We start from the raw sequence: 16,511 nt of genomic DNA, 5'->3' as shown, positions 1-16,511 counted from the left end.
AATCCGATTGCGCAGGTGCCAGCCCTACATTTGAGAATTCAATCCTAGACCTGGGAGCTGGTTAAAGAAAAGCAGGTAAAGTACTGCCAACCCTTACTTGTGCTTTTTAGAGTTATAATCAGGATAGGATACCAATTAATGTTAACAACTATGGAAGTACCGTGGATAGAGTGGGCCTATTATGTCACGTTAGTCTGTGAACTGCTGCTACTGGGTTGCCTGGTCTGGTCGTTGATCTATCCCGGCCAAAGAATATGGCCGCCACCCGGTAGAAGGAGCTGGCAATTCTGGATGGCCTGGGTACTAACCCTGCTGGCCTGGATTGGATATAACATTGTTTTTTTTAGCTACTTCGATACCAGTCAGGCCACCCTCTCACTTCGGTTATGGACAGGTATTCCCCTGCTGGTACTTGGCGCGGGACTGGCCTTATGGGGAGTGTACTCCCTGGGCACGATCAATTCATTAGGAATCAAAGGCCAGCTGATAGATAGGGGGGCTTACCGGTTTTCAAGAAACCCCCAATACACGGGTGATGCTTTGCTGATTACGGGCATGATGATACTCTGTGGCTCCGAGCGGTTTTTGCTGATGGGCTGTATAGCGGCATTATGTTTTGTTATTGCCCCCTTTACCGAAGAACCCTGGCTACAGGCCGAGTATGGCCAGCCTTACATAACCTACAAAAAAAAGGTCCGCCGATTCTTATAAACGGACCTGCAGGAGCCTCAGAGAGGTTAAAAAACCATAACTGAACCTGATGTACCCGGTTACTATACTACGTAGCGCCTGGTAACTTACCCATCAAAGTACTTTTTTAAGGACACCTATGAAAAAGCTAAAAATTGAAATTCCAGTCTTACTCCCGGAGGTAGCCCATGAACAAGACGCCTGTGTACAGCGGCTTATCGAGCAGTTAGAAGGCCGGGAAGGCATAGAAGAAATCCACGTAGAAAATACTCCACCGGGTGTTAAAGAATCCCTGCTCTGCTTTCACTACCAACCGGAAATCATTCCGGTAGCCCGGATTCAGGCCCTGGCCCGCCAAGTGGGGGCAGAACTTACAGCACGATTTGGCCATATGGTCCTGGAAGTAGAAGGCATCCGGCATCAACGACATGCCCGGGGGGTGGAAAGTGCCCTGGAAGAGAAAAGTGGCGTTCTGGACGCGGAAGTATCCGGTTCGGGTGTTATACGACTGGAGTACGACCGTCAATTAGTCTCAAAGGAAGCCTTGTACCAGGCGATCCAGGAGCAGAACCTGGGCATCCGTTCCGGGGTAGTGAATAGAGCAGGTGGCAAAGACCACGCAGCGCATGCGGCACCGTCTGGCACCTCCTCGCCTAAAAAGCAGGAGCATGTGCACACAGAGGGGGAAGAGCATGAGCACAAGGAAGGGGAAGAACATGAACATGGTCATGCGCATGGGGGGCCTTTTGGCAAGAACTCGGAGCTTATTTTTGTCTTGCTTTGCGGGGCACTGCTGGGTGTTGGATGGGGTCTTACTTTTATAGATGGAATCACCAGCTGGATCTCCCTGGCGTGCTATATTGGAGCTTACTTTTTCGGGGGCTACTATACGGCCAAGGAAGCCATTGAGAGCATAGCCGTGAAGCGCTTTGAGATAGACTTCCTGATGCTTATAGCCGCTATGGGAGCCGCTTTCCTGGGAGAATGGGCGGAAGGGGCTCTGCTGCTTTTCCTGTTCAGCCTGGGGCACGCCCTGGAACACTACGCCATGAACAAAGCGCAAAAGTCCATAGCCGCTCTGGCCGAACTGGCCCCCCGTACGGCCCTGCTTAAACGTAGTGGCCAGCTTGACGAAGTCAGTATTGATCAGCTGCAGGTGGGGGATGTCATTGTTGTTAAGCCCAATACCAAAATACCCGCCGACGGAGTGGTAGTGGACGGAAAAAGTAGTGTTAATCAGGCCCCGATTACGGGAGAAAGCGTACCCGTTGACAAAGAACCGGTGAAAGATCCACAGGCCACTTTTACCAGGCAACAGGAAGTACCTGCCCAGCACTGGGTGTTTGCCGGATCCATCAACGGGAACGGCTCGCTGGAAATAAAAGTACAGAAACAGGCCAGTGATTCGACGCTTTCCCGGCTGGTCAAGCTCGTAAATGAAGCCCAGACCCAGAAGTCACCTACGCAGCTGTTTACTGACCGTTTCGAACGCATCTTCGTTCCATCGGTGCTGGTCCTGGTTGTGCTGCTGCTGTTTGCCTGGGTCGTGGTAGATGAGCCTTTCAGCGAAAGTTTTTACCGGGCAATGGCCGTACTGGTCGCGGCCAGTCCCTGTGCCCTGGCGATCTCTACACCCAGCGCTGTTCTGAGCGGAGTGGCCCGGGCTGCACGAGGCGGGGTATTAATTAAAGGAGGCCGCCCCCTGGAAGATCTGGGTGTTCTGACGGCAATAGCATTTGACAAGACTGGTACTTTAACGGAAGGTACTCCCAGGCTGACGCATGTAGTTCCCTATGGATCAATAAGCGAAGAAGAATTGCTGCGGATCACCGTAGCGGTAGAACAACTCAGCGATCATCCCCTGGCCAAAGCGGTAGTCAGGGATGGATTGAAACGGTTTGGGCAGCCTGACTCTGGAGCCCGGAAAGTACCCCAGGCCGAAGACCTGCAGGCGGTACTTGGAAAAGGAATCCAGGCCCGACTCAATGAAACTACGGTGTACATAGGCAACAGGGCCCTGTTCGAGGAGCTGGGAGGAGCGCCGCTGCCGGCAGACCTGAATGAGAAGGCTGCCCGGCTCGAGGACGAAGGAAACACCACCATGATTATTCGCCAGGATGAGCAGTACATAGGGGTTATTGCCCTGATGGACACGCCCCGTCCCGAGGCGAAAGCCACCCTTGAGAAGCTAAAGAAACTTGGCATTCGTCGAATGATCATGCTTACGGGGGATAATCAGAAAGTGGGCAATGCCGTAGCCAGAGAAATTGGACTGACCGATGCCTGGGGCAATCTGCTTCCTGAGCAAAAAGTAGCGTCCATCAAAGAGCTCAAACAACAGGAAAGCAAGGTGGCCATGGTGGGCGATGGGGTGAACGATGCCCCTGCTATGGCTCATAGCACCGTAGGAATTGCTATGGGCGCAGCGGGTTCTGACGTAGCGCTGGAAACAGCGGATATTGCCCTGATGGCGGATGATCTGACGAACCTGCCTTTTGCCATAGGCCTAAGCCGCCAAAGCAAAAGGATTATTCAGCAGAATCTATGGATGAGCTTAGGGGTAACGGCATTTTTAATACCGGCTACTATTTTCGGCTTTGCCAGTATAGGAATCGCTGTGCTCATCCACGAAGGATCCACCCTAGTTGTTGTTTTCAATGCCCTGAGACTCCTGGCGTTCAGGAAGGAATAAGCGTACAGCGGCATTTCTTACTTTTCAGCCTCACATATCAGTTATGATAGATTCCTATGACCACCATTGTAAAATCCTTACTCATCTTCGTTCTGGCTGGCCTTTGTGAAATCGGTGGCGGTTATACGGTATGGCTCTGGCTAAAAGAAGGAAAGCCGGTATGGTACAGCCTGGCAGGCGGAGTCATCCTGGCTCTGTACGGATTAGTCGCTACCTGGCAGGTAGAGGGTTTTGGGCGGGTCTATGCTACTTACGGAGGGATCTTTATTGTGCTGGTCATGCTCTGGGCCTGGTAAGTGGATGGCTTCAAGCCCGACTGCTACGATATCCTGGGTGCAGCAATTGCATTGATAGGTGTGCTCATTATCTACTATGCGCCACGTCAGTAATAAGTAGGGGGGTGCCACCTCCGGTAACCCCTCACATCTTTACACTTTATACGACCTATTCTTTACATAGTGATTCTTATAGAACTGCGTGTTGGCTACTATTTACCTGATGCCAACTTAGAACATGTTTGGGAATTATGTTTGGTCTGTTGTCTTGAGTCGTTGTAACATGATCTGAATGTTAGCCAAAAGTAGCCAGCTAACCGAAGAAGATATCGTATACTCATAATCCTTGACAATCCTTCGGAAAAAATTTGTCCAAGCAATGCTCCGCTCAACGACCCATCGCTTGGCGACAGGAACAAAGCCCTGAACCGATTCCGGACGCGAAGCCCTCTCAAATTCAATTCCCCACTTTGATAACTCCCTGGCGAAAACGCCCCCGTACGAGCGGTCGCCAAACACCTTCTCAACCCGATCTCCGTACCACAGGATGTCGCTTATCAAGGGCAGTGAGGACGGCCCATCCGCCTCATTCGCCGCATGCACATCAACAGCCCATAAGCGCCCACAGGTATCTACCAAGAATTCTCTTTTGCGGCCATTGATTTTCTTGTGGGCGTCAAGACCTCGATACTCACAGATCATCGGAGCTAGTTTAACGCTCTGGCTGTCAATACAGAACACCGATGGATAGGCTTCGCGATTTTGCTGCTTGCGGTCCAACTGATTCAACTCCCGGTTGATGCGTTCGAGTGTGCCATCTGTTTTCCAGCGGCTGAAGTAGTAGTACACAGCTTGCCAATGCGGGTACTCAGTGGGCAGGTTTCGCCATTGGCACCCGGTGCGCAATAGCCATAAAATGGCATTCATAACCTCGCATAGGTCAATTTTACGTTTGCGAGCAATGGGTAAAAAGGGCGATATTGCAGCCCACTGAGAGTCGGTCAGCTTATTGAACTGTTTGGTCACATCCTTGCATTTTGCCGGGCCGCCGTGCGGTCGATACAAAGATGGCACGACTCTCAGCTTTCTTCAATTCCCAAACACGTTCTTAGATAAGCGCTATCTGTCGGAAATAGAATCAACAAATGGTACTGGAAAACGAGTAGTTCATTTTTAAAAAATGTGTAAACCAATATCAAGATGCGATTGTTTGGGCTCTTCACACGAATCCCAAAGAGCGAGGGCAAAGGATCCAGGCTCAAAAAGGTACTAACGTTTTGTAATACATGCTTTACTTTTGAAGACGATTCAGCATCGATTTCATTTGGGCAATTTCTTTTTCCTGTGCCTTTATAATCTCGTCGGCAAGCTTTATTAGTTCCGGATCTTTAAGAGCGGCTTCCTGGCTCGTTAAAATAGCGGAGGAATGGTGCGGAATCATGGACTTTATGTACTGCACGTCCCCCACTGACGACTGATTCCTTAAAAGAGCCAGTACTGCTACAAACACAGCTATACTAGTAATAACGATGGCTGTATTTACCTTCCTGTTCTTGTACATGTCGCCCATAAAAGCCAGCATAAGCAAAGCCATAGGTGTTATCATCAAGAGCGCCATATAGAGCCTGTTCATGTTAAGGTAGATATGGTCCAGCCTGTCAACATTTAGGAACATAACGGAATACATGATGATGAATGAAATTGTCAGCATTAACGCAAATTTAGAATAAGGGCTGCTTTTCATTGTATGGTGTTTTGGTGAACATTAACTATATATAAATGAGCCTCTACTAAGAGAAGCCTTACTGCAATGGAATCGCTGAAAAATTACTTTCTTAATGGCCAGCTTTTACGTCCCAGCCCCTTATGGTGTGGCCAGTAATAAGTACTTATCTATTCTGAAATGGAAGAGAAACGCTTAACTTTTCCCAGTTCATTTTGATTTCCCCTTTTTTACCTTCCGGTACTATTTCGTAGGTTAGTGATTCTGTCAAGTTATCATGCATCTGAGGGTTCACCTTCACCCGTACCAAATCCTGTTCGGGATTATAGTCATCCGCCAGATGCATATCCCAGTCTCGGTTTAGAATCAGGGTCCACTCCTTAGGACCGGGTATGGTAAAAAAACCGTATTTCCCTTTGGGGACCAGCTTTCCATTAATCGTTACATCATTGGAGAAATCAATCCAGGTTGCCTTATGGGCTCCCGTTGACCACACCTGGTCGTAGGCTACCAGCCCGTTCCAGATCTGTCGGCCCCGCACGCTGGGTGAGCCGTAATCAACATGTACGTGGTTGCCTCCCACTATAGCCATAGCGCTTTGCCGGGGGCTTTTGGGTTTGGATTTTGCAGAGCTCTTTTCGGCCTGCTGAGCATGCTCGTGCTGAGCGTAGGAAAAGGTGCTGATTAGAACTGCAAAGAGGACTTTAAGAATGGTTTTCATGTGTAGTATTGGTTTGATTAGGTTTCATTTGTTTTTTGAGCAACTGCGCGTTGATAGCTACAATTATAGTACTCAGGCTCATCAGAGCCGCTCCTATGGCCGGTGAAATCATGATACCCTGGTTATACAATACCCCTGCCGCCAGAGGCAGAGCAATAATGTTATAACCCGTTGCCCATATCAGGTTTTGAATCATCTTCCGATAAGTGGCTTTCCCAAAAAGAATCAATTTGGCTATATCCTGCGGGTTACTGTTGACCAGGATAATGTCGGCCGTTTCGGCGGCTACGTCCGTACCCGAGCCTACGGCTATGCCCACATCGGCCTGGGCCAGCGCCGGGGCATCATTGACCCCGTCCCCGGTCATGGCTATAAATTCCCCCTGCGCCTGGAGTTCGCGGGCCTTTTCCTGCTTCTGATGGGGCAGTACATTGGCCATGTACCCATCCATGTGCAGCGCATCGCTTACGCTTTTGGCCACCCGCTCATTATCACCCGTGATGAGCAGGTTCTTGATGCCATTTTCTTTCAGAATCCGGATGGCATCCGCCGACTCGGGCCGGATCTGGTCGCGCAGCGTAATGTAGCCTGTCACTTTACCTTCGAGTAAAACATACACCACAGTCTCCACGCCTTCTTCCGCCTGCTCAGTAGGAGCATCAATACCGAACTCCCTGATATAGTTAGGCCCTACTACCTTCACATCCTTTCCCTCTACTTTGCCCTCCAGACCTTTTCCGGGCAGGTAGTTGAAAGCCTCGGAAGGCGGTACGGTAATACCTCTTTCCCTGGCCTTTTTAAGGATACCCTGTGAGATATAATGCTCTGAGTTCTGTTCTACCGCCGCAGCCAGCCTTAGCATTTCAGCCTCACTGACGCCCGTATCCAGAGCTACCACGCGAGCTACCTGGTGGGAGCCCTGGGTGAGGGTACCGGTTTTATCGAAAAGTATAGTGGTGATCTTCCGGGAGTTTTCAAAGGCGGTGCGGTTGCGGATCAACAGACCATTTTTGGCCGAAATAGCGGTGGAAGTAGCCACTACCAACGGTATAGCCAGCCCCAACGCATGCGGACAGGAAATCACCATAACGGTCACCATCCGCTCCAGGGCAAAATCCAGCTCGGCCCCCGACAGCCACCAGGCTAAAAAGGTAGCAAAACCCGCCGAAAGCGCGACGTAGGTAAGCCATTTAGCCGCCTTATCGGCCAGATTTTGTGTTTCTGACTTTGTCTTCTGCGCATCCTGTACCAGGTTTACCACTTTTTTAAGGTAGCTTTCCTCCCCGGTATGTTCTACCTGCACCTGAATCGAGCCGTTCCCATTGATAGAGCCCCCAATTACTTTATCATCTTTCTGCTTCTGGACCGGCTTGCTCTCTCCGGTAAGCATACTCTCATTGAGGTGGCTTTCTCCCTCCACCACCAGGCCGTCAGCCGGCACTTTCTCGCCCGGCTTGACCAGGATGAGATCCCCTTTCTGCAGCTCTTCGATGGGTATCTGTACGGTCTGCCCGTTTCGGATCACGTGCGCCTGGGAGGGCATCATACTGACCAGCAGCTCCAGGGCTTTGGAAGCGCCCAGCACTGATTTCATTTCGATCCAGTGCCCCAGCAGCATAACCAGGATCAGCGTAGCCAACTCCCAGAAAAAGTCCATGCCCTCTAAACCGAAGACGGTCGCTGAACTGTATACGTAGGCGACGGTAATAGCCACCCCGATCAGCGTCATCATACCGGGGGCGCCTTTTCGGACTTCCTGCACCATACCCGTCAGGAAGGGCCAGCCCCCGTAGAAATAGATGATGGTAGAAAGACCAAAGGCTATGTAATCAGCATAGGGGACATCCAGGGTGAAGCCCAGAATATGCTGCACCATGGGACTCAGCAGAATCACCGGTACAGACAGCACCAGCGATACCCAGAATCTTTTCTTAAAGTCCTGGATCATCATACGGTGATGGTCATGATGGCCCTGGTGGCCTCCGCCTTGCCCGGTGTGCCCGCTATGGTCAGTCGCTTTCTCGTGCCCATGCAGAGTTTTCTGCGCGAGCTGTTCTTGCTCTCTGTCCAATTGCTGGTGGGCTTTTTCTTTTGGCTTATGGTGATGGTGTGTATGATCCATAATAATAGCGGGTTAGTGTACTAATGTAGATGCCTACTTTTTTAACATCCGGTAACTAAGAACATAAATGAGTATTGGCAGTAATGTAAATTGTAAAACGGGAGAAAGGCCGACATGCACAAATGGAATTAATGGCATAGAATCAGCATAAGCCCAATTCCCGGCAGAAATGTGCCTTATCTCACCCAGAATAGCCCCTATTCCGCCGACCAACATTAGTAAGAGTCCACGGGTAAAGCTAAGCTCTCCAATCCAGAAGGGTTCTTTTAAAATAAAAGCAAAGCCTAAGTAGAGCAGTACGGCCATAATAGCATCGGCCACCGAGGCTAACGTGCAAAAAGCGATATGTTGAAAATCATATTCATACCCTTTGTACAGGGTTCCTTGCGCCAGCTCCCAAACCAGGTTCAGAAAAAAAGCTATTAGGGCTATATAGATTACCAGCTGCTTAAAATCCCGCTCTCTACCCGTTTTTTTAGATACCTTGCCAAACAGCACGATGACCAGTAGTAGAACTACGGCAGGTACCACAAATATGTCAATTTGCAAATCCTGTATCATAGGTGGCTTGTTTACTTTCGTTAGTACTCCTTCCTACGGCATACAGCCCTACCTTCAGCTTGCCACAAACCATGAATTTAGTCAGGGCTGGAACTCTCAGCCTAAGTTCCAGCCCTGCGATTGACTACTGAACGGTTTCCCGGGTTTCGCCGCATTTGAGCATCTTCTCCCCCATGTAGGGATTGCGAATCTCTTTGTTAGAGCTAAGCCAGGTAGCCCCTTTATCGTTGTTGGCCATTGGGCAGAACTGAACGAATACTTCTCCATTTTCTACACCGGCTTGTTTTACCTGCTTTACCATCTCGCTGCTCAGCTTTACATAGGCGTCTCTTTGTTCTTCTATACTGGAAGCAGAGGTTATCTTAGCCGCTGAGGAGGCTATGGCATTGCCAGCCTGCAGGTCTTTTGCCCCAGCCTCAATGGCATTGGCCGCTGATTTAGCCTCGGCTACATCGCTATTGATCAGAGCTGTAGTTAGGTGTACATAATGCTGATACACCGCATTCAGCTGGTCGTTTTCTATAACCACTGAGCCACCAGTAGCCCCGGCTTCGGGCTGGCTGTGATCCATGGTAGCATGATCCTGTTCCTCATTTTTAGCTTCCTGATTGTTTCCTCCACAGGCTGTCAGCATAAGTGCCAGTGCAAAGGGAGCTGCTAATCTGATTACATGTTTCATAGTCTATAATTTTTGATTGTTGGTTAATTAATAAAATACTATTCCTTCAGGTAGCCATCCGGTGACCACGCATTAATGATTGTGCTCACCGGCCGGTGTTTTTCCTTTCTTTAAGACAAACTCACTGTACAAGAGGTAGGCACCGGTAATAACCGCGACCTCACCTTCCCGCAAACCTTCGGTGATTTCAACCCGATTAAAATTTTCAGTTCCGGTTTTTACCGTACGGGCTTCGAAGACATTAGGCTCCGTTTCCAGCCACACGTGCGTACCATCACCATCCCGAATAACAGCATCAACCGGCAGGGTTAACGCCTCACTGATACTGGCAACGGGTACCTCCACGAAAACCTGCATACCGGGCCGGTAACGGTTGGCGGGATTCTGGATCTTTCCGCGGATCGTCAACAGCTGGCTACCCGGCTGCAGGGCCGGAGCAATGAAATCAATCCGCATCTTTTGGGCTTCATTTTCATAACCGGCTACGTTCACCTGGACCACCTGTCCCTTTTTTATCAGATTAGCTTCGGTAGGGTAGACATCCGCTTCGACCCACACGCTCTGATAACCTTCAATCCGCATCACTGCCCCCCCTTCTGAAACATACTGTCCCTGAGAAACCAGCAACTCCGCAACCATTCCACTTACGGGTGAGGCATAGCTGACATAGGGGCTCGTTTTCCTGCTGGTTCTTAGTTCCAGGAGTTGACTTTCCTTCTGGTCATACAGCAGCAAACGTTGCCGGGCTGCTTCTGCTATCTGCTGGAACCGGCTATCGTTAGGAAATTGCTCCGCCTGCGCTGTGGCCACCAGGTACTCCTGCTGCAGGGCAGCCAGCTGCTCGGAATAGATCCTGTAGAGTACCTGACCCTTGCGAACGGGCACTCCTGCCTCTCGAATATACAAGTCTTCAATCCGGCCGGGAACCCGGCTGGATACATACTCAATCTGCTCGGGGTTAATGGCTATTCGGCCATTTAGCTGCCTGGTGGTTGAAAAAGCGCCGGTTCGAACGGTATCCGTAGTCACGTTGGCCAGCTGGCGCTGGCGATCGCTCAGCATAAGACTGGCCTCTTCTGTGTTTTTCTCAATGGGTACCAGATCCATGCCACAGATAGGGCAGGTCCCTGGCTTGTTCTGGACGATCTGCGGGTGCATAGGGCAGGTATAGCTTTGCCCGCCCAAAGCATCTCCTCCATCCGCCTCCTCACTCTTACAGGAGGTAGCCAGCACTATACTAGCGAATAAGAATAAGATATTAATAGTCTTTATCATGGCTTAAAAGTCTGCTGGTGCTCGAATAAAACTTTCATTATCTACCAGGTAGCTGGCATTACGGGCGACCTGCCACTGCGCTATATCATCCAGTATCTGGACCTCACCCTTCGCACTGATACCCGTTCTTACCTGTCTGGGGACAAAAGCCCCCCCTTCTTTTTTGAAGACCACGGACTGATTACCCAAACCTACTACCGCTGATTGCGGCAACCACCACCCCTGCTTTTCAACAACCGGCACCTCTGCGAGGAGTAGCTGTCCGGGTTGCAGATCAGATCCACTCAAATACACCCGTGCGGTAACAAAGTTTTCACCCGCTCGTTGGGCCGGCTCAATAAGTCCGATGGTACCCGTAAAAGCCTGATCGGGCTGTGCCACCAGGCGAAATACCAGTTTTTGCCCGCGCTTTACCTGGGTGCTCAGCGCCGGGTCCAGGTAAAAGTCCGCGACCATGCTGTTAGCCTGGTAGATGCTAAAAACTGTTTCACCAGTACTAACATACTGCCCTTCCCGAATCAGTATAGGCGAGTTATTTATGTCCGGCTGCGCGGGGGCGGGTGCTGTTGCCTGGGCGGCCCCCATTCCATCCATACCCGTACCAGAGGATGAAGAGGATGCCGTAGCAGGCATTGGTCGCTGCGGGGCGGATGTAGCCAGTGAAGTCTTATCGACAATATATCCACTAACAGGGCTATACACCGGCACCCGGTACAGAGGCTCACCCGTTCTGATGACTTGATCTATCTGCGCCGGCTGCATTCCCAGCAGTTGCAGCTTCTGCCTGGCTTTTTCCACCAGGCCGGTCGTTTTATCTACCCGGCTGATGTAAATAGCTTCCCTTTGAGCAGCGGCCAGTTCCGGGGAGTAGATCTCCATCAGCAGCTGTCCTTTTCTGACCGGTTGAAAATTGTACCGGATGTACATATTTTCAATCCTGCCCGCTACTCTACTGGCTACGCTCACCTGTTTTCGCAGGTCATAGGACACCACGCCCTGGGCCGTCAGGGATAGAATCCGGGTCTCTTTTTCGGGGCTGATAGCTGGCACATTAGCAACTACGCGTTCGTTGGTTGGCTTGAGCAGTGGTATAAGGCTGGTATCTACCGCCCCTTCGCCGCTCATGGCCTCACTGCTGGCAGCCATGGGTACCAGATCCATTCCACAGATCGGGCAGTCGCCGGGCTCATTCTTTATGATCTGTGGGTGCATCGGGCAGGTGTACTTTTGCCCGTGCTCGTGAGCGGTTCCCTGCTCTTGCTTACAGGAAGCAACGGCAAAAAACAGCAGAATGCCTACTATCACGTTACCTATATAGTTCCTTTTCATAATCTACAATCATTTGATAAAGCTTGCCCCGCTCATCCAGCAGGTCCATTTGCATCATATTTAGCGCCTCCCAGGTTTCCAGCAGCACCGTCAGGGACTGTTTGTTTTCCTGGTACACCAGAAAGTTGGCATCAAAGGCTCTTTGCAGGGCCGGAATAACTTTGGTCTCCATAGAGGCAATCCGGGCCTGCATGGCCCTAATCTCTGCCTGCATAGCATACAGCATTCCCCGGGTTTCCTGCAGCATGGCCGCCCTTTCCTTTTCCATGGCCCGGATACTGAGCTCCATGGCCCTTACGTCCGACTTGTACATCCGCGACGACCAGGAAGCAAAAGGTATGGTTACCATCCCCATCAGGCTAAATGACTGGGGCATCCGGGAAAGGGGAGCCATGTGATCAAACTGGATCCTGAACTCCGGCTTGCGCTGCAGCTGCATGGCTTCGATGTTCAGCTGCATAGAGCGTATCTCCTGGTTCATCCGGATGATGTCACTCCGCTGGGCAGCCAACAAACTAGTATCAACGCCAGTCACCGGCACGAAACGAGGCTGATACGATGTATCAATTTGAAACTCTGGACCTGACGGCCGGTTCATCAACGCGTTGAGGGTAGCTTCGGCTCGCTCGATATCCCCCACCTGCATGGTGATCATGTTCTTGTTCTTTTCGATTTCAGCGTCGGCCCGATAGATACCACTGAGCGGCGATTGATTAAAGGGATATCTGACTTCTTCAATCTTTTTCATCATCTGCAGGACCTCTTCATTCTTCTCCAGTACCCGGATTTTCTGCGCCGAAACCAGCCATGCAAAGTAGCTACTCCGGGCCTGCGCCCTAAGACTGTTGAGTGCAACACTCCTGGCGGTACGCTCGGCGTCTCCCTGGGATTCGATGTACCTTCGCTCGGCCCTCTGTCTGCTCACATTCGGGAACTGCTGCTCCACCCTGAACATGAGCATCCCCCGGTCGCGCGGCTCCATGATCATTTGCCCCGGGTAAGGGGTCATAAAGGTCCCTACCCCGACCATAGGGGCCATCCAGGCCGTAGCAGCCTCGGCCCGGTAGCGGTAGCTGTCGGCTCTAAGCCCGTAGGTCTGTAGCAATAGATTACTTTCCTCAATGCGCTGAAGGATTTCGGGCAGAGACAACACCTCACCTGGCTGTGCGAAAGACAGCGCCGGAACCACCAGGAGCAGCCATAGCAGCCTCTTAGTGCTGTGTATCATACACCTCAAGCTTTCCGTATTTGCGTAATTCATATTCTTTAGTCATTAAAAAAATGAGCGGAGTTACCAGCAGAATGTGCGTAGAAGAGGTGAGTACTCCACCAATCATGGGCAGTACGATCGGTTGCATCACATCGGTGCCTACACCCGTGGCCCACAATACCGGAATCAATCCAAACAGGGATACACACACGGTCATCAGCTTGGGGCGCAAGCGCTTGGCCGCTCCTCTTATTACATATTCCCTTAGGTCCTCCTGGGTAATTGTTTCACTTGAATTTCCTTTTTCTTTGATCAGTTGCTGCATAGCATCGTTCAGATAGATCACCATCACAATTCCGGTTTCGACCGCAATGCCAAAGAGGGCAATAAAACCTACCGCTACGGCTACCGAAAGATTGACTCCCCAGAAATAGATGATGTAGGCACCGCCAATCAAGGCAAAAGGAATCGTAATCAGGCTCAGGAAGGCTTCCCGAATTGAGCGGAAGGCAAAGTACAGGGAGAAGAAAATAATAACCAGAACGATAGGGGCAATGATCAGCAGGGTACGCTGTCCCCGGATCAGGTTCTCGTACTGCCCACTCCATTCCAGGAAGTAGCCCTCAGGCAGGATGCCCTGCTGCCGGTTGATCCGCTCCATGGCTTCCTGGACAGTACTTCCCAAATCCCGGTCCCGAACATTGAACATAACCGCTCCCCTAAGAATGGCATTTTCAGAGGTGATCATGGGAGGACCATCCTCAAATACTACATCGGCTACGGCACTCAGAGGTACTTCCCCAAAGCCCGGCGACTGTAGCGGGATTCTTTTGATCTCCTCTACGCTGTTGCGGTAGTTCTGCGCCAGACGAACGCTAATGCCAAAGCGCTGGCGGCCTTCAATGGTTTGTCCTACCGAGGCTCCCCCCAGTGCAGTCTCCACCGTACTATTGATGTCATCGACACTTAGTCCGTAGCGTCCCAGATCAGCCCGCCGGACATGGATGGAGAGATATTTGCCCCCGGTGATGGGTTCTACGTACAGGTCGGTTACCCCAGGTGTGCCCTCCAGAGCTGCTTTAACCCGCTCCGACACGGCTGCTATCTGTTCCAGTTCCTGACCATATACTTTAATACCCACATCGGTGCGGATCCCCGTAGCCAGCATATTGATCCGGTTGATGATCGGCTGGGTCCATCCGTTTACAACGCCCGGAATCTGTAACTTTTTGTCCAGCTCGCTGACCAGATCCGCCTTGGTGATCCCCTCCCTCCACTGGCTCTTAGGCTTTAAGATGATGATTGTTTCAATCATACTGATTGGAGAGTTATCGGTGGCGGTGCTGGCCCGGCCGGCCTTCCCCAGCACTTTATCTACTTCGGGTACTGATTTGATAATCTTGTCCTGCACCTGCAGGATCCGCTTGGCCTCGGCATTGGAAATATCCGGCAGAGTCACCGGCATGAACAGTATACTCTGCTCATCCAGGGGGGGCATAAATTCATTACCCAGACTTCCCAGTAAGGGAATGGATATAAGAAGCGCTATGACATTAATAGCCAGGGTGGTTTTTCTCCACTTGAGCACGGTACGAATGGCCGGTTCATAAAATCTTTCCAGAACCCTATTTACCGGATTAGCCGTATCAGGTCTGAACTTTCCCTTCATAAAGAAGGAAATCAGAACCGGAGCCAGCGTAAGTACCAGCAACGCATCCACCAGCATGATAAAGGTCTTGGTGTAGGCCAGCGGGTGAAACAATTTGCCCTCCTGACCCGTAAGCATGAAAACCGGCAGGAAGGAGGTTATAATGATTATGGTAGCAAAAAAGACCCCCCGAGATACCTGTTTAGTCGATTTTTCAATAACCGCCAGACGTTCCTCTTCTGAAATCCAGCTTTCTGCTTTTATTTTTTTTCTACGCCATTTCATACGTCATTATTTTTTTGTTGCTGTTCCCAGAGCGCATACCGCTCAGCCAGATGCTTATAGGCGTTTTCACTCATGATGATTCCATTATCTACAATGACCCCGATAGCCAGGGCAATTCCGGTAAGTGACATGATATTAGACGAAATGTCAAAGGCATTGAGCAGGATGAAACTAGTTGCAATAGTGATAGGAATCTGAATGATAATGCTTAGAGCGCTCCGCCAGTGAAACAGGAATATGATCACAATGATCGATACCACGATCATTTCTTCAATCAGCGTATTGCGGATGCTGTCGATACTTTCCTGAATCAGCTCACCCCGGTCGTAGATGATATTAAATTTCACCCCTGGCGGTAAGCCGCGGGCTACCTCCTCCATTTTAAGTTTTACCCGCTCAATGACCTGGGCGGCATTTTCACCGTACCGCATGACGACGATCCCGCCTACCCGCTCTCCTTCTCCATTCAGATCAAAGATCCCCAACCTGGTTTCTCCGGCCATCTGCACCGTAGCCACATCGGCAACCCGTACAGCAATACCATTCTGGGTTTTAACCGGAATATCTTCTATTTCCTGAGTACTTTGCAGGTAGCCCGACGTATTGATCACGTATCCAATGTCGCTGAGCTCAAACTTGCGCCCCCCGCTTTCATTATTATTGGCTCTTACAGCCGCTATGATAGTATTGACCGTCAGGTCGTAGTACAGAAGCTTGTTGGGATTGACTGTTATCTGATACTGCTTCTGGAAGCCGCCAAACGAAGCTATTTCGCTTACTCCCGGTACATTCTGCAAACCAAATTTGATGTACCAGTCCTGTATAGCCCGCAGCTCGCCCAGATCAAGATCAGGAGCCTCCAGCGTATACCATAATACATGACCGACACCCGTTCCTTCGGGTCCCAGCTGCGGACTTACGCCCTGGGGAAGGCTTTGAGCACTGGTGCTGATACGTTCGAGTACCCTTTCCCGGGCCCAATACAAGTCTACATCATCCTCAAAGATGACGTAGACAAAGCTCATACCGAACATGGAGTTGGCGCGCACGTACTTGACGCGCGGGATTCCCTGCAGGTTAGTGACTAAAGGATAGGTAATCTGGTCTTCGATGAGCTGCGGCCCCCGCCCCATCCATTCGGTAAATACAATAACCTGATTTTCGGAAAGGTCGGGTATGGCATCAATTGGGTTGTCCCGTACAGAAATAGCTCCCCAGATGAAGAGTCCCGAAGAAAGTACCAACACAATGAACCTGTTGCGTAACGACCATTCTATTAGTTTGTGAACCATAACTTTACT

Annotated in this window: 13 protein-coding genes and 1 pseudogene; 3 read left to right on the top strand and 11 right to left on the bottom strand. The window is 50.7% G+C overall.

Annotation, left to right across the window (positions count from 1 at the left end; translation table 11 throughout):
* The first annotated feature begins 150 nt into the window (after window positions 1-150).
* From JUB14_RS25740 to JUB14_RS25730, 3 genes and pseudogenes are all read left to right on the top strand, one after another.
* Window positions 151-711 (top strand): methyltransferase family protein, encoded by a 561-nt coding sequence (locus tag JUB14_RS25740; RefSeq protein WP_207509745.1) that lies wholly within the window; start codon window positions 151-153, stop codon window positions 709-711.
* 118 nt (window positions 712-829) lie between these two features.
* Window positions 830-3,382 (top strand): heavy metal translocating P-type ATPase, encoded by a 2,553-nt coding sequence (locus JUB14_RS25735; protein WP_207509744.1) that lies wholly within the window; start codon window positions 830-832, stop codon window positions 3,380-3,382.
* Window positions 3,383-3,438: 56 nt separating this feature from the next.
* Window positions 3,439-3,771 (top strand): annotated as a pseudogene (locus JUB14_RS25730) (YnfA family protein).
* A 135-nt stretch (window positions 3,772-3,906) separates the two neighbouring features.
* Here JUB14_RS25730 and JUB14_RS25725 read toward each other — a convergent pair.
* The 11 genes from JUB14_RS25725 to JUB14_RS27950 form a co-directional block, all read right to left on the bottom strand.
* The gene (locus tag JUB14_RS25725; protein WP_207509743.1) at window positions 3,907-4,683 is read right to left on the bottom strand and encodes an IS5 family transposase; all 777 of its coding nucleotides are present in this window, start codon (window positions 4,681-4,683) and stop codon (window positions 3,907-3,909) included.
* A gap of 265 nt (window positions 4,684-4,948) precedes the next feature.
* Window positions 4,949-5,251 carry a DUF305 domain-containing protein gene (locus tag JUB14_RS25720; RefSeq protein WP_310586201.1) on the bottom strand — a complete coding sequence of 101 codons (303 nt, stop codon included), beginning with the start codon at window positions 5,249-5,251 and terminating at the stop codon, window positions 4,949-4,951.
* Window positions 5,252-5,546: 295 nt separating this feature from the next.
* Window positions 5,547-6,101, bottom strand: coding sequence for a DUF2911 domain-containing protein (locus JUB14_RS25715; protein ID WP_207509741.1), 555 nt, complete (start codon window positions 6,099-6,101; stop codon window positions 5,547-5,549).
* Window positions 6,085-8,223: a copper-translocating P-type ATPase gene (locus JUB14_RS25710; protein ID WP_207509740.1), complete on the bottom strand. Its 2,139-nt coding sequence runs from the start codon at window positions 8,221-8,223 to the stop codon at window positions 6,085-6,087. The genes JUB14_RS25715 and JUB14_RS25710 overlap by 17 nt, the downstream gene beginning before the upstream one ends.
* A gap of 33 nt (window positions 8,224-8,256) precedes the next feature.
* Complete coding sequence (locus tag JUB14_RS25705) at window positions 8,257-8,784, bottom strand: hypothetical protein (RefSeq protein WP_207509739.1); 528 nt, start codon at window positions 8,782-8,784, stop codon at window positions 8,257-8,259.
* Window positions 8,785-8,908: 124 nt separating this feature from the next.
* A complete protein-coding gene (locus JUB14_RS25700) occupies window positions 8,909-9,463 on the bottom strand; it encodes a DUF3347 domain-containing protein (protein WP_207509738.1) in 555 nt (184 codons plus the stop codon).
* Between the two features lie 72 nt (window positions 9,464-9,535).
* Window positions 9,536-10,738 carry an efflux RND transporter periplasmic adaptor subunit gene (locus tag JUB14_RS25695; protein ID WP_207509737.1) on the bottom strand — a complete coding sequence of 401 codons (1,203 nt, stop codon included), beginning with the start codon at window positions 10,736-10,738 and terminating at the stop codon, window positions 9,536-9,538.
* A 3-nt stretch (window positions 10,739-10,741) separates the two neighbouring features.
* A complete protein-coding gene (locus JUB14_RS25690; protein WP_207509736.1) occupies window positions 10,742-12,067 on the bottom strand; it encodes a heavy metal-binding domain-containing protein in 1,326 nt (441 codons plus the stop codon).
* Window positions 12,045-13,295, bottom strand: coding sequence for a TolC family protein (locus tag JUB14_RS25685; RefSeq protein WP_207509735.1), 1,251 nt, complete (start codon window positions 13,293-13,295; stop codon window positions 12,045-12,047). Before JUB14_RS25685 ends, JUB14_RS25690 begins: the two co-directional genes overlap by 23 nt.
* Complete coding sequence (locus JUB14_RS27955) at window positions 13,279-15,210, bottom strand: efflux RND transporter permease subunit (RefSeq protein ID WP_207509734.1); 1,932 nt, start codon at window positions 15,208-15,210, stop codon at window positions 13,279-13,281. The genes JUB14_RS25685 and JUB14_RS27955 overlap by 17 nt, the downstream gene beginning before the upstream one ends.
* Window positions 15,207-16,502, bottom strand: coding sequence for an efflux RND transporter permease subunit (locus tag JUB14_RS27950; RefSeq protein WP_207509733.1), 1,296 nt, complete (start codon window positions 16,500-16,502; stop codon window positions 15,207-15,209). The genes JUB14_RS27955 and JUB14_RS27950 overlap by 4 nt, the downstream gene beginning before the upstream one ends.
* Window positions 16,503-16,511 lie beyond the last annotated feature (9 nt).

The organism is Telluribacter humicola, assembly GCF_017355935.1.
Taxonomy (GTDB): domain Bacteria; phylum Bacteroidota; class Bacteroidia; order Cytophagales; family Spirosomataceae; genus Telluribacter; species Telluribacter humicola.
This window is presented reverse-complemented; position numbering and strand designations above follow the sequence as displayed.

Excerpts from the sequence above, each read along its gene's own strand:
- JUB14_RS25715 (WP_207509741.1), bottom strand. The coding sequence starts at position 6,101 with ATGAAAACCATTCTTAAAGTCCTCTTTGCAGTTCTAATCAGCACCTTT.
- JUB14_RS27950 (WP_207509733.1), bottom strand. The coding sequence starts at position 16,502 with ATGGTTCACAAACTAATAGAATGGTCGTTACGCAACAGGTTCATTGTG.
- JUB14_RS25720 (WP_310586201.1), bottom strand. The coding sequence starts at position 5,251 with ATGGCTTTGCTTATGCTGGCTTTTATGGGCGACATGTACAAGAACAGG.
- JUB14_RS25735 (WP_207509744.1), top strand. The coding sequence starts at position 830 with ATGAAAAAGCTAAAAATTGAAATTCCAGTCTTACTCCCGGAGGTAGCC.
- JUB14_RS25700 (WP_207509738.1), bottom strand. The coding sequence starts at position 9,463 with ATGAAACATGTAATCAGATTAGCAGCTCCCTTTGCACTGGCACTTATG.
- JUB14_RS27955 (WP_207509734.1), bottom strand. The coding sequence starts at position 15,210 with ATGAAATGGCGTAGAAAAAAAATAAAAGCAGAAAGCTGGATTTCAGAA.
- JUB14_RS25705 (WP_207509739.1), bottom strand. The coding sequence starts at position 8,784 with ATGATACAGGATTTGCAAATTGACATATTTGTGGTACCTGCCGTAGTT.
- JUB14_RS25685 (WP_207509735.1), bottom strand. The coding sequence starts at position 13,295 with ATGATACACAGCACTAAGAGGCTGCTATGGCTGCTCCTGGTGGTTCCG.
- JUB14_RS25740 (WP_207509745.1), top strand. The coding sequence starts at position 151 with ATGGAAGTACCGTGGATAGAGTGGGCCTATTATGTCACGTTAGTCTGT.
- JUB14_RS25710 (WP_207509740.1), bottom strand. The coding sequence starts at position 8,223 with ATGGATCATACACACCATCACCATAAGCCAAAAGAAAAAGCCCACCAG.
- JUB14_RS25695 (WP_207509737.1), bottom strand. The coding sequence starts at position 10,738 with ATGATAAAGACTATTAATATCTTATTCTTATTCGCTAGTATAGTGCTG.
- JUB14_RS25690 (WP_207509736.1), bottom strand. The coding sequence starts at position 12,067 with ATGAAAAGGAACTATATAGGTAACGTGATAGTAGGCATTCTGCTGTTT.